This window comes from Paenibacillus sp. JQZ6Y-1, from assembly GCF_040719145.1.
Lineage (GTDB): Bacteria > Bacillota > Bacilli > Paenibacillales > Paenibacillaceae > Saccharibacillus > Saccharibacillus kandeliae.
This window is the reverse complement of sequence record NZ_JBFDUZ010000001.1, coordinates 1-14,120: the sequence shown is the minus strand read 5'-3', so window position 1 is coordinate 14,120 and position 14,120 is coordinate 1. Positions and strand designations below refer to the sequence as shown.

Annotated in this window: 12 protein-coding genes, 15 tRNA genes and 2 rRNA genes; all 29 read right to left on the bottom strand. The window is 46.5% G+C overall.

From position 1 onward, the window contains the following. Positions 1 to 24: 24 nt before the first annotated feature. The gene (locus ABXR35_RS00145; protein ID WP_367053776.1) at positions 25 to 933 is read right to left on the bottom strand and encodes a DUF5655 domain-containing protein; all 909 of its coding nucleotides are present in this window, start codon (positions 931 to 933) and stop codon (positions 25 to 27) included. A 361-nt stretch (positions 934 to 1,294) separates the two neighbouring features. Then, positions 1,295 to 2,086 (bottom strand): TrmH family RNA methyltransferase, encoded by a 792-nt coding sequence (locus ABXR35_RS00140; protein WP_367053773.1) that lies wholly within the window; start codon positions 2,084 to 2,086, stop codon positions 1,295 to 1,297. After that, positions 2,087 to 2,749, bottom strand: a complete 663-nt coding sequence (locus tag ABXR35_RS00135; RefSeq protein ID WP_367053770.1) for a potassium channel family protein — start codon at positions 2,747 to 2,749, stop codon at positions 2,087 to 2,089. 230 nt (positions 2,750 to 2,979) lie between these two features. Then, the gene (locus tag ABXR35_RS00130; protein ID WP_367053767.1) at positions 2,980 to 4,563 is read right to left on the bottom strand and encodes a peptide chain release factor 3; all 1,584 of its coding nucleotides are present in this window, start codon (positions 4,561 to 4,563) and stop codon (positions 2,980 to 2,982) included. A gap of 152 nt (positions 4,564 to 4,715) precedes the next feature. Then, positions 4,716 to 6,269, bottom strand: coding sequence for a glucose-6-phosphate dehydrogenase (gene zwf / locus ABXR35_RS00125; RefSeq protein WP_367053764.1), 1,554 nt, complete (start codon positions 6,267 to 6,269; stop codon positions 4,716 to 4,718). 391 nt (positions 6,270 to 6,660) lie between these two features. Further along, positions 6,661 to 7,308 (bottom strand): response regulator, encoded by a 648-nt coding sequence (locus ABXR35_RS00120; RefSeq protein WP_367053761.1) that lies wholly within the window; start codon positions 7,306 to 7,308, stop codon positions 6,661 to 6,663. A gap of 4 nt (positions 7,309 to 7,312) precedes the next feature. Further along, entirely contained in the window at positions 7,313 to 8,374 is a 1,062-nt protein-coding gene (locus tag ABXR35_RS00115; protein ID WP_367053758.1) for a sensor histidine kinase, read from the bottom strand. Between the two features lie 246 nt (positions 8,375 to 8,620). Then, complete coding sequence (liaF, locus tag ABXR35_RS00110) at positions 8,621 to 9,289, bottom strand: cell wall-active antibiotics response protein LiaF (protein WP_367053755.1); 669 nt, start codon at positions 9,287 to 9,289, stop codon at positions 8,621 to 8,623. Positions 9,290 to 9,478: 189 nt separating this feature from the next. Beyond that, complete coding sequence (locus tag ABXR35_RS00105) at positions 9,479 to 10,213, bottom strand: PspA/IM30 family protein (RefSeq protein WP_367053753.1); 735 nt, start codon at positions 10,211 to 10,213, stop codon at positions 9,479 to 9,481. 1 nt (position 10,214) lies between these two features. Continuing rightward, positions 10,215 to 10,724 (bottom strand): PspC domain-containing protein, encoded by a 510-nt coding sequence (locus ABXR35_RS00100; protein WP_367053751.1) that lies wholly within the window; start codon positions 10,722 to 10,724, stop codon positions 10,215 to 10,217. A gap of 2 nt (positions 10,725 to 10,726) precedes the next feature. Next, positions 10,727 to 11,398, bottom strand: coding sequence for a PspA/IM30 family protein (locus ABXR35_RS00095; protein WP_367053748.1), 672 nt, complete (start codon positions 11,396 to 11,398; stop codon positions 10,727 to 10,729). A gap of 318 nt (positions 11,399 to 11,716) precedes the next feature. Beyond that, positions 11,717 to 12,028: a hypothetical protein gene (locus ABXR35_RS00090; RefSeq protein WP_367053745.1), complete on the bottom strand. Its 312-nt coding sequence runs from the start codon at positions 12,026 to 12,028 to the stop codon at positions 11,717 to 11,719. A gap of 272 nt (positions 12,029 to 12,300) precedes the next feature. After that, positions 12,301 to 12,374: transfer RNA gene (locus tag ABXR35_RS00085), tRNA-Arg, on the bottom strand. A gap of 12 nt (positions 12,375 to 12,386) precedes the next feature. After that, positions 12,387 to 12,460 (bottom strand) — tRNA-Cys (locus tag ABXR35_RS00080). A gap of 14 nt (positions 12,461 to 12,474) precedes the next feature. Continuing rightward, a tRNA-Gly gene (locus ABXR35_RS00075) sits at positions 12,475 to 12,549 on the bottom strand. A gap of 13 nt (positions 12,550 to 12,562) precedes the next feature. Then, a tRNA-Gln gene (locus ABXR35_RS00070) sits at positions 12,563 to 12,637 on the bottom strand. Positions 12,638 to 12,647: 10 nt separating this feature from the next. Then, a tRNA-His gene (locus ABXR35_RS00065) sits at positions 12,648 to 12,720 on the bottom strand. Between the two features lie 22 nt (positions 12,721 to 12,742). Then, positions 12,743 to 12,816, bottom strand: a tRNA-Trp gene (locus tag ABXR35_RS00060). A gap of 7 nt (positions 12,817 to 12,823) precedes the next feature. Further along, positions 12,824 to 12,908: transfer RNA gene (locus tag ABXR35_RS00055), tRNA-Tyr, on the bottom strand. Positions 12,909 to 12,927: 19 nt separating this feature from the next. Continuing rightward, a tRNA-Thr gene (locus tag ABXR35_RS00050) sits at positions 12,928 to 13,003 on the bottom strand. Positions 13,004 to 13,019: 16 nt separating this feature from the next. Further along, positions 13,020 to 13,095 (bottom strand) — tRNA-Phe (locus ABXR35_RS00045). 73 nt (positions 13,096 to 13,168) lie between these two features. After that, a tRNA-Asp gene (locus tag ABXR35_RS00040) sits at positions 13,169 to 13,244 on the bottom strand. Between the two features lie 5 nt (positions 13,245 to 13,249). After that, positions 13,250 to 13,323: transfer RNA gene (locus ABXR35_RS00035), tRNA-Met, on the bottom strand. 20 nt (positions 13,324 to 13,343) lie between these two features. After that, positions 13,344 to 13,419, bottom strand: a tRNA-Val gene (locus tag ABXR35_RS00030). 97 nt (positions 13,420 to 13,516) lie between these two features. Then, positions 13,517 to 13,588, bottom strand: a tRNA-Glu gene (locus ABXR35_RS00025). A gap of 26 nt (positions 13,589 to 13,614) precedes the next feature. Beyond that, positions 13,615 to 13,706: transfer RNA gene (locus ABXR35_RS00020), tRNA-Ser, on the bottom strand. A gap of 3 nt (positions 13,707 to 13,709) precedes the next feature. After that, a tRNA-Asn gene (locus ABXR35_RS00015) sits at positions 13,710 to 13,785 on the bottom strand. A 39-nt stretch (positions 13,786 to 13,824) separates the two neighbouring features. After that, positions 13,825 to 13,941 (bottom strand): 5S ribosomal RNA (rrf, locus tag ABXR35_RS00010). Positions 13,942 to 14,002: 61 nt separating this feature from the next. Next, positions 14,003 to 14,120, bottom strand: a 23S ribosomal RNA gene (locus ABXR35_RS00005); the annotation flags it as partial.

Below are 14,120 nucleotides of genomic sequence, written 5' to 3'. Positions count from 1 at the left end.
CCACTTCCTATTTATAAATCATTTTCAACTTAATTCATAACTCTGCTGTATCAACTTCTTAGTCTTTTCAAGTTGTTCCAAATTTCCAATCGTGACTTCCAAATCTCCAGTACCAAAGTGTCCAATTTTACGAACATCTCTAGTAAATCCACTCTCCAGTTCAATCGAGTCTGGATTAACTTTCAAGTATACACTAATCCTTTTGGTCTGCGGATGGATTTCAACACATGCAAAATTCTTGATTCTTTTAAAAGCAACATAATATTTCAACGTATTGACTTGTACATCGTCGCCAAGCGCTATCATGTAAGCCTTTAATTCTTCAAACCAATCCACTAACTCAGGACTAGCCTGCAAAAGGTAATCAGATACCGTTTTATATATTGCTCTCGACTCCATACTCATATCACGTTCAATAGAAGCATTTGCTGTTGTAGCATTTACTAAATCTAGCATCAATAGCTCTTCTCCATATTTTTTATATGTATACAACTCAATATTACGATTGATCTGTTGCACCGCATGCTCATCATATTTAGTAAATCCGCCAGCTATGCACAATAAGCGTGGAGCAATCCAATCGATATCCTTAGATACTTCTACACCTAACCGATCCATAACAAGCAACTTAAATTCTGCCTGATGATCCATCAACCAATCTAAATAATATAATCCTTGATTAATCACATTCTCATTCGTTGCTCTTTTATATTCAATAATGACAGGAGAGTTATTTTCGTCAAGTCCCAGTGTATCTATACGCCCACCATGCCGCTTTCCAGTGGAATATTCTGATGCCAAGAAACGTACACCGATTAGGGCTTCCAAATTACACTCCATCAAAGTTTGCAAGGACTTTTCTACAGCAATAGTATATCCAATTAATTCTTCAACTCCGTTATCAACTAATCGAAATAATTTAATATCTCCCATTGTCATCTGCCCTCTCAGATGGATTTTTATTCATTATCTTATTTTTCCTACTTATCCAGCTCACAGCTACCAAAGATACAATCATACCAACAAACAAATACACAACTTCCAGCATACTTTGATACAACATTGAAGACAGTTGAATATGAGCAAACAGCAGATACTTCCCAACTATGTACCAAACACATATACACACTATAAAGAAAACTACCTCTATCCATTTTCTCATTATAAAACCCACCTATTTCGCATTAAAAGAAATTTGATGTCTATACCTGAAGAAACAAGCATATTATCATGCTCATTTCTCCAGTGTATACATATCTACTTCTACACATCTAATCGATCACAACTAAAAATCTCAAACTCCCCGCTGCCGCATCGCCTCAAACAACAACACCGTCGAAGCCATCGCCGCATTCAGCGACTCCGCCTGCCCCTGCATCGGAATCAGCACATGCTCCTCCACCAGCGCCGCCATCTGCTCGGAAATCCCTTTTCCCTCGTTCCCGATCACAATCCAAGCTCCACTACGGAAGTCATACTCATAACACGACGTACTTCCTTGCAGCGATGTACTAATCAACCGTGCACCTTGCTCCCTCGCCGCTGGCAATACTTCTGTCAGATCACTCTCCAACACCGGCAAATGAAACAGCGAACCCATCGTCGAACGGATCGTCTTCGGATTATACAGATCGGCACAGCCTTTCCCCAGTACAATCCCCTTCGCTCCAGATGCGTCCGCGCTGCGAATGATCGTACCTACATTCCCGGGGTCCTGCACACCATCCAGCACCATTACAATACCCTGCGCATCCGCCAGCAACGTCGATAACAGTGCATTGCGCTTATACACAATCGCAAACACTGGCTGTGGGGTCTTCGTATCGGTGCATTTCTCCAGCACCGCTTGCGATACCGCCACATACTGGGCGCCGCCGGAGTAAGCAGAGATGTCTTCCTTCAGCTCCGCCGGAATGCCTTTTTCCGTATCATACACAATATATTGAATATCCCAGTCACTACGTAGCGCTTCGCTGACCAGATGAATGCCTTCGATAATAAATTTCTCCTGCTTGTCGCGGTGCTTCTTTTCCAGCAGTTGCGCCCATTCCTTCACACGGGCATTTTGGGTTGATAGTATCTCCATTTAGCTCTCCATATCCATTTCCATTTTGATGAGATCGTGTTTCTGTCCGACGATGACGAGGATGTCGTCTTTTTCCAGACGCTCCTGTGGTGCGGGTGCAATATTCATATGATTGTTGCGCTTGATCGCCATTACGTTGCAGCTATAGCGCGCACGGATATTCAGTTCGATCAGGTTCTGACCGACCATCGCTTCGGATGCAAGCATCTCTACGATGCTGTAGTCGTCAGACAGCTCGATATAGTCCAGCACATTTGGCGAGGTCAGATGATGCGCGACCCGCACACCCATATCGCGCTCTGGGAAAATCACTTTGTCGGCGCCAATCCGCTGCACGACTTTGGCATGCAGATCGTTTTGCGCCTTGACGAGAATCGTCGGAATCTCCATTTCCTTGAGGATCAGGGTCGTCAGGATACTCGACTGGATGTCCTCCCCAATCGCCACAACCACTACGTCAAAGTTACGTAGCCCAATAGCACGCAGCGCTTCTTCATCTGTCGAATCTGCCACTACTGCCTGTGTGACAATCGCTGATACTTCCTGTACACGATGTTCGTCTGAATCAATCGCTAGTACGTCGAAGCCCATTTCGCTCAGCGTTTTGGCAATACTGGAACCGAAGCGTCCGATTCCGATGACGGCATATTGCTTTCTGCCCATATTGTACCTCCACCATTGTTCAAAATAAAAAGCAGATTGCCCGGCAGGCCAGTGCACTGCTGCATGCTGCCAGACAATCTGCGATTGTATTGTATCCCTCATATTCCAAAAGAATGCTCTCTACATGTAGAGTACTTTGTTTCAACAAAACAACTACTTATAAGAGACTCGCTTGATTTACGTTTTACATGCTACTTCTACATTTCCATATTGTACAGACAGCCAACCGTTTACGGTGCAGTTTGCAGGAACTGCGCATCTGGATTTTTCTCCATCGCCGTTCTCATCGCATACTCGTTTTCAAACAGAACAACGTAGTTTCCTTTTTTGTCCTTCACCAGCGTGGAGTTGATGCGGAATTTGGATGGGTCCAGATTGTCCGCTACGATCCAACGGGCAAATTGGAACGGCATGCGCTGCAATTGCACATCTACACCATACTCATTTTTCATCCGATATTCGAATACTTCAAATTGCAGCTGACCAACAACACCGAGAATAATATCGTCAAAGCTGACTGCGTTGAAGACTTGAATGGTACCTTCCTCAGTCAGTTGATCCAGACCTTTTTGGTACTGTTTATATTTCAGTGCATTTTTCGCTGTCACTTTAGCAAAGATCTCCGGCGAGAAGGTTGGCAGCTCGTCGAACGTAATGCTACCGCCCTGACTCAGTGAATCGCCGATGCGGAAAATGCCCGGATCGAACAAACCGATAATATCGCCCGGATACGCATCCTCGACAATATCCCGATCCTGTGCCAAAAATTGCTGCGGCTGCGCCAGTTTAATATCTTTGCCGACACGAACGTGCTTCACGCTCATACCGCGCTGAAACTTACCAGACACAATACGCAGGAACGCGATGCGGTCGCGGTGAGCCGGGTTCATGTTGGCTTGGATTTTGAATACATATCCACTGAACTTCTCATTTGTTGGCTCGATCAGACCCTCTGTGCTACGACGCGGTTCTGGTTTTGGTGCCAACTCCAAGAAGTTTTCAAGGAATGTCTGTAGTCCAAAGTTATTGATCGCACTACCGAAGAAGATCGGCGTCAATTCGCCGCGCATCACTTTTTCGTAGTCAAATGGATCACCTGCTACGTCCAGCAGCTCAATATCTTGGCTCAGCTGCTCATACAGAAACTCGCCTGCCATTTCCTTGATCAGCGGATCGCGGTAATCTTCCACTTTGCGTACTTCAATCGTGGAATGGTCGTCGCCTTGGAACAGCTCCACCTGCGTTTTCATCCGGTCGTATACGCCGCACAATTCGCGTCCCATACCGATCGGCCAGTTCATCGGAACCGAGCGAATACCCAGTACCTGCTCCAATTCTTCCATCAGGTCGAACGGGCTTTGACCTTCACGGTCGAGTTTATTAATAAAGGTAAAGATCGGAATACCACGCTGCGCACAGACTTTGAACAGCTTGATCGTTTGCGCCTCGACACCCTTTGCCACGTCGATCAGCATGACAGCCGCATCAGCAGCAGTCAGCGTACGATACGTATCTTCACTGAAATCTTGGTGACCCGGCGTATCCAAAATATTAATCCGGTGTCCATTATAGTCAAACTGCATCACGGAAGACGTAACCGAGATTCCGCGCTGCTTCTCAATTTCCATCCAGTCACTGGTCGCGTGCTTGCTCGCTTTACGCGCTTTGACCGTACCTGCAAGACGAATCGCGCCCCCGAATAACAGCAGCTTTTCCGTCAGTGTTGTTTTACCCGCATCCGGGTGAGAAATAATTGCAAACGTTCTGCGTTTATCGACTTCACGCTGCAATTCTGTATCTATCGTTTTACTCATGTTCATTTTCCCTTCATCGCTTAAATAGACTGCTCTCATTGTAACATATCCACAGCAAAAACACTCTTATGAATGGCAATCACAAGAGTGTTTTATCGTTAAAAATCGCTGTATTTATTGTACGTGATGCGGCGAGCAGTGTCCATCCTCTTTTACCGACTGTTCGCTACCCAAACCACATCGTCCTCATCCTGACCGTTGACCGGCCACCAGTGGAAGCCATCCTGCTCCAACAGCTGATGGGTCTCCATAGGTCCCCACGAACCAGCAGGGTATGATTTGACATCCTCTGGATGCTGTTTCCACGCATTGTCGATATGATCGATAAAGCTCCACGCCGCCGCTACTTCATCCCAACGGGTAAAGTAGGTGGAATCGCCTTGTGCTGCATCCTCCAGCAGACGCTCATACGCTTCCGGCGAATTGATGCCGATCATGCAGCTTTGGCAGAATTCCATCGCCAGCGGCTGGATTTCGGAGTCAGAGCCGGGCTTTTTGGCATTGATTTTGACATAAATGCCTTCCATCGGATTCACTCGAATTACGAGCAGATTCGGCTCTAGATTATGACGCTGACCGAGATATACATTGGTCGGTGTCCGCTTGAACTCGACGATGATCTCTGTCGTTTTCACCGGCAGACGTTTCCCTGTACGAATATAGAACGGTACCCCCGCCCAGCGGAAGCTATCCACAAACAGACGCGCTGCAAAATACGTCTCTGTCGTCGAGTTTGGATCTACTTTATCCTCTTCCCGATAACCCGGCAATGCTTTGCCTTTGGACTCGCCAGCAGTATACTGAGCGCGAACGACGTTTTTGTCAACTTCCTCTGGATTCAGATACGGTCGCAGGGAACGTAGCACTTTCACCTTTTCATCGTGAATATCTTCTGCCATCAGACGACTTGGCGGCTCCATTGCGATCATCGCTAGCATTTGCAGCATATGGTTTTGACCCATATCGCGCAAGGCACCGGAATGATCGTAATACCCGCCGCGCTCCTCTACTCCGACCGTTTCACTCAGCGTAATCTGCACATTGGCAATATGCTGATTGTTCCACAGCGGCTCAAAGAACGCATTACCGAAGCGTATCACCTCAATATTCTGCACCATCTCTTTACCGAGATAATGGTCAATACGGAAAATCTCATCCTCTTTAAATACTTCTGTAATCTCACCGTTCAGCTTACGTGCCGATTCCAGATCATAACCAAACGGCTTCTCGATCACCAACCGGTTCCAGCCATCCGCATCCAGCATTCCACCATCCCGCAGATTGGTCGATACGCTGCCGAACAGCTCCGGTGCCAATGCCAAGAAGAATAGACGATTGCCCGGAATGCTGAATTTGCTTTCCAATGCTTCCGTCTGCTGATTCAGCTCGCGGAACCCGTCTACATTATTAATATCTAATGATTTATATTCAAAATGCTGCGCAAAGTTATCCCAATCCTCATCCTGCCGCACTTTATATCGGCAAAACTCATCAATCGAATCCCGCACATTCACGCGGAATTCCTCATTTGTACGCGGACGACGCGCCACTCCAATAACAGCAAAATCCTCCGCCAACTTACCTTCACGATACAAACTGTAGATCGCCGGAAATAATTTACGACTCGCCAGATCACCGGTAGCTCCGAAAATGAAAAATACTGCGCTAGGCGCCTGCAATGATTCCAAAGTTTGATTGTCCGTCATGGCTCCTCCACTTTCTATGTAAATTTTTGTTTTACCGCAGAATGAACAAGGTGCTGCTGTACTGTACAAAAATCACGACAATGATGTGGTGCTCATGATGCCATTGTAACCAGTAATCTCATCATCCATTTCCAGAGAATAAGCTGGTCAGCCCAACTCTTCCGCTACAGCGCTATATATGGCTCTGTATACGCAATGCTTGGGCAATCGTATTTTACCATAATTACCCGATTCTATACCATCTGACCACCTATCAAAAGTACTTATACCTGTTAAAATTAAAATTGATACCGTTTACGCCATTTATCATCTCATATAGCAAAAAACCGGCAACTACACAGTGCCGGTTTTCTATTATATAAATATGAATGATCCATCGTTGTTACTTACATCATTCCGCCAGTCCATTTTTATACGCATAAATCGCTGCCTGCGTTCGATCCTCTACCCCTAGCTTGGCGAGCAGATTGGTCACATGGAATTTCACCGTTTTGATCCCGATAATCAGATCATCGGCAATATCCTGATTGGACTTTCCTTGCGCCAATAGACGCAGTACATCCATCTCCCGCTCGGTCAACTGTTCATGCAATGCACGTTCAGCTGGCTCACGAAAACGGCTCATCATTTTGGAAGCCACTTGCGATTCCAGTACCGATTGACCACGCACCGCTGCACGAATCGCATCAGCAATTTCACTCGCACGCGATGTTTTGAGCAAATAACTAAAGGCACCCGCCTCGATCACCGGATACATTTTCTCATCGTCCAGATAGCTGGTCAGCACGATCACCTTACAGTTCGGATTGATTTCTAGTACCTTACGTGTTGCTTCGATCCCGTCCATCCCATCCATCACTAGATCCATTAGCACAACGTCTGGATGGTACTCCTGTGCCAAGCGTATACCGTCATTGCCGTTGCTCGCCTCGCCAACAACCTCGATTCCGTCCTCCGTATCGAGCACTGCTGCCAGACCGATACGCACCATCTCATGATCATCCACCAGCAGCACCTTGATCAGTTCACTGTTATCCATCTTATTATGCCCACCCGCTTTCTTCTGTGTGTAATGTCACGATCGGCACAACAATCTCAATCCGTGTTCCTTTGCCCGGTGCCGTAATATATTGAATCGTACCACCTACCTCATTCACACGCTCACGCATCGTAGACAGCCCATAGGACGTCTGCTTCGTATCATCCAGCTCAAAGCCTACACCATCGTCGCGCAGCGTTACCCGCACTGCGTCCACCTTTTGCACAATCCGAATCTCCATTCGGTTCGCTTTGGAATGCCGAAGCGTATTGGATAATGCTTCCTGCACAATACGGAACAAATGATTTTCCACCCCTTTGACGAGTCGGAGCTCCTCATCCATATCTAGCACAATATCCATCGGAATCTTCGTTTGCAGCTCCTGTACCAGCTCGCTGATCCCTTGATACAATCGTTTTCCTTCCAAGTACACCGGTCGTAAATGCAGCAGCAACGCCCGCATCTCTGATTGCGCTACTGATGACATTTCTTCAATCAGCTGCACCTGCCGCTTCGCCCGATCCGGGTCCTTGTCAAACGTACGACCAACCGCAGTTGCTGTCATCGAAATAGCAAACAGCTGCTGAGACACCGCATCATGAAGCTCGCGTGCCAGCCGCTGCCGCTCCTCAATAATCGCTGACACCCGCGCCTGTTCGGCAAGCTGTGCATTATTGGTAGATAAACGCTGTAAACTGGAAATCTGATCGCCCCACTTTTTACCGATGCGATCCATCTGCTCTCCGAGCCGCGTCCACTCATCGCTACCCCATTCTGGCGCCGTTTGCGACCAGCTTCCCTTTTCCCACATCAGCAGCGTCTCTCGCAGTTTATCAATGCGCATCTTGAGTCGCAGCGAATGATACAATCCAAACAACGCCCCGATCACCATCACCGGAATACATAGCGCAATGCTCGTTCGCAACCATGCTTCCCACGAATCCTCCATATCCAGATGCCCGGACGTATATAACACATACATTACTACAATCAATAAAAGGACTGCCAATAGCACCCCTTCACTCATACTGCGAACAATCATGTCAGCAGATTTTCGTTTTGTCATCTATGTATCCCTCCGTCCCGGCATCGGCTTAATTGCATCTTGCCACAACTTTCCATGGATCGCATACGGACCTATACTCTAGCATCGCCACATGAATATCCGATGTACATGTACAGTACAGGTCTACGTTTACAACTCAGCCATCTCTGGCAAACTCAAACTTTATCCTATCTATAATAAGACGCATACAACGGATGAATGATAACGTCTTACTTTCACTCCAAACTCACTTCGACTATAGACTGCTTATGCCGACAAGCGAATATTCAAGTCACCCGCCACATAAAATACAACCAGCTTCACCCGCTGTACACTGCTGCCATAGTTCGCCGATGTCCACTGCACTCGGTTCATAATCCCCTGTCTACGTTCTATACCCGAACGCCGATCTGGATCAAATCCAATCTGCCCAAATAGCACATGCGCCTCAATCTCCACACCATACTCCTCTGGAATTGTAAAATCAAGATCACCAATGATCCCCTGAAAATACAATACCGTCTCCGCATCTTCTGCCATCGCCAGCGATAGATCGTAATCAATATCGCCAATCGCATGCCACGAACTACTACTACGCATAAGCCATGGATCACGATTGTGCTGCGACGTATTAATAAAGTTCTGCTTCGCATGATGCTTCTGCCCACGGTGCGCCTTATTTGCCCGGAAATAAAACCATCCCAGTGAGATCAGTACGATGCCTAGCACCAATGCCAAATGATCCAGCAATAGCAGACCTGTTCCAATCGACAGACAAATATAACCCTGCTTCATTTTGCCTCTACGCAATCCAAATACCCCGATCAGCAGCAAAAGAAGAGCGACAATCGTAAAAAATCCAAAAAATGGTCCTAGCAAAATCAACATCCCTAATCCGATCAACACTACCGCAATCGCATCTCTTTTTCTGTTCATGTCACCCCTCCTTTACCGCCCATCCTAGGCAAGTAGTGGAAAAGCCATACTGCATGCATCACACACACGCTGTATGGCTTAACCTAACTAACTATATCATATTATGACAGCGTCTTGAACTCATATTACCTTGCAAATTGTTGACGGTTGTTCTGAACTCATATGACGTCCCAATATTCCATCCGAGAATTAATGAGTCGATTCGTCAGCTGGTCGTGCACTGGATTCGATGGTTTTCGGTGTAGAAGGACCTGCTAGTTTGCTTTTCAGCAGATTCAGCTGCTCATCTACTTTCAGTTGCTTTTCAGCCTGTTCCGCGCTGATGTACGGGGTATTGTAACCCGAACCATTGTAAGGAGCGCGAAGTACATCTGCTTCAGCTTCCATTTGCATAATTTTCTCTTCCATACGGCTGAATCCAAGCGATGCGCTACCGCGGTTCAAGGAATCAACAGAGCTAACTTTAGCCATTTGTTTTTTCGCTTTTGCCATTTGAGCACGGGATACCAGCTCATTGCGTTTATTACGCATTTTATAGAATTCGTCTTTCATTTCATGCAGCTGTGTCATCAAACCAGCAACTTGCTCTTTCGCCTGTGCATGCATATCACCGTATTCTACATACTTCTGATCAAAGTACAGCTTTTCTTCCAGCAGACGACGTGCCACTTCTTCCTGTCCGCTTTTCAGTGCTGCAGTTGCTTGGCTTTCACGTTGTACTGCCATGCGACCTGCTTCTTCCAAACGCTGTTTCATACGGCGCTCGTTCGCCATTTGTTTCGCTACCGTTACCTCAGATTGATGAATCTCAGCTTCCATATCACGCAGATACTGGTTCAGCATCACAATCGGATCTTCCACCTTATCCAGCATTTCATTCACCGATGCCTTTGTCATATCTTTCAGTCTTTTAAATACTCCCATGTTATTGTTCTCCCTTCTCGTATTGAGCAATTTTTTTGCGAAGTTCTTCAACTTCCTTACGAAGTGCTTTGGTTTCGATATTTTTCATCATAGAGTCCAGATCGGCAGTTGCCTTGTTGACTGGCTCCGGCTGTTCATAGGGCGGACGATTTTTCCCAAAATAACGCGTATTGCTTTTATGCGGTTCATCGTACATATCCGGCTCATAAGCATTTTGGGAAGTCCCCCAGTAGCCGCCGTACGTATGACGCTCACCGGCATAACGATCCTGTTCAAAACGAGGATCATGCGCACCTGGTCCAAAATCAAACGGACGATATATCGGCGGCTCCTTCGGTACTACAAAGATCGCAATCAGATAGATCAATACCGTCGTACCACCTGTAAAAGGAATACTCAAAATCAGCAGTATCCGCAGCAGTGTCGGGTTGATTTGAAAATAATGCCCCAACCCGCCCGTCAAGCCGGATAACATCCGGTCATTGCTCGACCGGTATAACTTCGGTCGCATACTCAACCCTCCTCTCGCTGCTGATCAAGCTTGCGTCTCAAGCGCTCCAGCTCAGCGTCCAATGCAATCGCACTAGCAGGATCGGAGCCACCGGATGGATAGCTGTCCATTTGGCGTACGTCACGAACAGCTTTGGCTTCAAGCTCCCAATCAGAGATGCGATCTTCCAGTCGATTGAAGGAAGGCATATTGCCGCCACCGTTTCCAAAACGACGATTCATCTGCTGCTGCAAACGAAGAGTTTCCATACGAGCATGGTAATACTCACGTTTGCTGTATACGATTTGATATTCTGATTTCAGCGTATTCAGCTGATATTCGATCTCATTCAGTGCTTCTTTATTTTTATCCAACAGATCATTGTACTGGTTTTCCTTTTCCTCATACATGACCTTTTCCTGTAAAGCCATGCGTGCCAGTTCTTCCTCTTCCGCTTTCAGAGCCAACATCGCTTGCTCCTCACGCTTCTGACGCATCGCAGATGCTTTTTCCACATGATGCTTCAGCTGGCGAGTATGATGCGAAATACTGCTGTGCAGCTGCTCTGCCTCCGAGATCTCCTGACGAGTATCCAGCAAAAACTGATCAATCAAGCGAACCGGGTCCTGACTTTGTTCCAGCTTTTCATTTAAAGTCGCTACGGTAATATCCCGTATACGTTTGAACATGTTCATGGGTACAATCTCCCTCCCTTACTGTAATGCATAAATGGATAATGATTGAAGCAAACCTTTTCCAGCAATTTTGTAGGTGCTACTTAGCTTACCTTTGATACTTTGATACTTTGATACTTTGATACTATATATGACTTTATCTACAATAATGAATCTATCTAAACTAATAACTCCAGCTAAAATGATAACCTCATCTAAAATAAAGACCTTATCTTTCATATACAATCTTATCTGCAATAGATGATCCTATTTACTTTTAATATGGAAGCTATTGTTTTGAATCTGTATCTAGCTGTTTTCAAACGAAAAAGTTGTAGACTAGTACGTTTGATGACGATTCTTGAGCATATAGATACCACCAACAACAAGAGCAATACCGAGAACCGGTCCAATCAGAAACGAAAGCTTTGAGAAAAGAATACATGCTCCAATGATTGCCAGTACGGAACCAAGAACCTTACGTCCACTTTGAAGCGCATAATAACCAAGTGCGATCAGTGCGATTGGGAAAAGCAATCCGATCAGATGCCCCATCAGACTATGTAAAACGGGAAAGAACTTTCCGAATACAATCAACGCCCCGATTACGATCAGCCCGACAGCTGTAACACTATTTCGATTGATATTCACTGTACTCACCTCCCTCAATACTCGTTTGCCTTATAACTACATTCTAAAGAAAACAATGGCATTGCAAAATGGACCGGGGATGGTATTTTAACCTAGACCTTAGACGGGGAGTATATGGGAACATTCTAGCTACGAACCAATACAACTCAAATCCCACTTGAATCCAATCAATACTAAAATGATATCCATATACAAACAAAATCAATATAACAAAAAAGCTCATTAGTACATGAACTTCTTCATGAACTAATGAGCTTATGATTGAAAAGATACGCGCCCTAAGAGATTCGAACTCCTGGCCTTTTGATTCGTAGTCAAACGCTCTATCCAGCTGAGCTAAGGGCGCTTAATAAAATACTGGAGGCGCCACCCAGATTCGAACTGGGGATAAAGCTTTTGCAGAGCTGTGCCTTACCACTTGGCTATGGCGCCATATAAAATTGAAATGGAGCGGACGACGGGAATCGAACCCGCGACCCTCGCCTTGGCAAGGCGATGCTCTACCGCTGAGCCACGTCCGCACGATAGAAATAATGGCAGGGGATACAGGATTCGAACCTGTGCGTGACGGAGTCAAAGTCCGTTGCCTTACCGCTTGGCTAATCCCCTATAAAAAAAGGGCGATCGACGGGAATTGAACCCGCGAATGTCGGAGTCACAGTCCGATGCGTTAACCCCTTCGCCACGACCGCCAAAATACTATAAATTAAAATATGGCAGGGGCAGCAGGAATTGAACCCACACTAACGGTTTTGGAGACCGCTGTTCTACCTTTAAACTATGCCCCTATAAAACTGGTGGAGGCTGATGGATTCGAACCACCGAACTCAGAGAGAACAGATTTACAGTCTGCTGCGTTTGGCCACTTCGCTAAGCCTCCATATGAAAGAAAGAAAAAATGGTGCCGGCGAGAGGATTTGAACCCCCGACCTACTGATTACAAGTCAGTTGCTCTACCAACTGAGCTACACCGGCAAGTGTAAGATAAAAATGGTGGCTCGGGACGGAATCGAACCGCCGACACGAGGATTTTCAGTCCTCTGCTCTACCGACTGAGCTACCGAGCCTTAGTATTGCATGCTACAGTGTCGACTCTCTACTCATATTCAATCCAGTAGCCGAGAAGATACAAGATAAAGATGGCGGAACCGACGGGATTTGAACCCGCGATCTCCTGCGTGACAGGCAGGCATGTTAACCCCTACACCACGGTTCCATTTATTGCGGGGACAGGATTTGAACCTGTGACCTTCGGGTTATGAGCCCGACGAGCTACCGGACTGCTCCACCCCGCGTCGTCAAAAGAAAGTATAGATGGTGGAGACTGAGGGGATCGAACCCCCGACCCTCTGCTTGTAAGGCAGATGCTCTCCCAGCTGAGCTAAGTCTCCATAGGACACAATTCTGATTGTATCATTATTTTCAAGTTAATGTCAAACTTATCAACTTCTATGTACAATCAATATTGCGAGTAATGCAGTAAAGATATGACCCGTAGGGGATTCGAACCCCTGTTACCTCCGTGAAAGGGAGGTGTCTTAACCCCTTGACCAACGGGCCTTACTTATAGTATTAGAAGAAACATATGGCGGAGAGAGAGGGATTCGAACCCTCGAGACGCTTGTGACGCCTACACGATTTCCAATCGTGCTCCTTCGGCCAACTCGGACACCTCTCCATATGGCTCCCCGAACAGGACTCGAACCTGTGACAACTCGATTAACAGTCGAGTGCTCTACCAACTGAGCTATCAGGGAATAGTCGCCACTCTCAAGGAGTGGCTAGTCTTACGTTTCGCTTGGCAACGTCCTACTCTCCCAGGACCCTGCGGTCCAAGTACCATCGGCGCTGGAGGGCTTAACGGTCGTGTTCGGGATGGGTACGTGTGGAACCCCTCCGCCATCATCACCAAACGTGCAGGCTGTCAATCACCTGAAAACTGAATCCGAAACGAATCATCGCGTGTTTAGAATCTTGGATAAGCCCTCGACCGATTAGTATTGGTCAGCTCCATGCATTGCTGCACTTCCACCCCCAACCTATCAACCTCGTCGTCTTCAAGGGGTCTTACATACTGGGAAATCTCATCTTG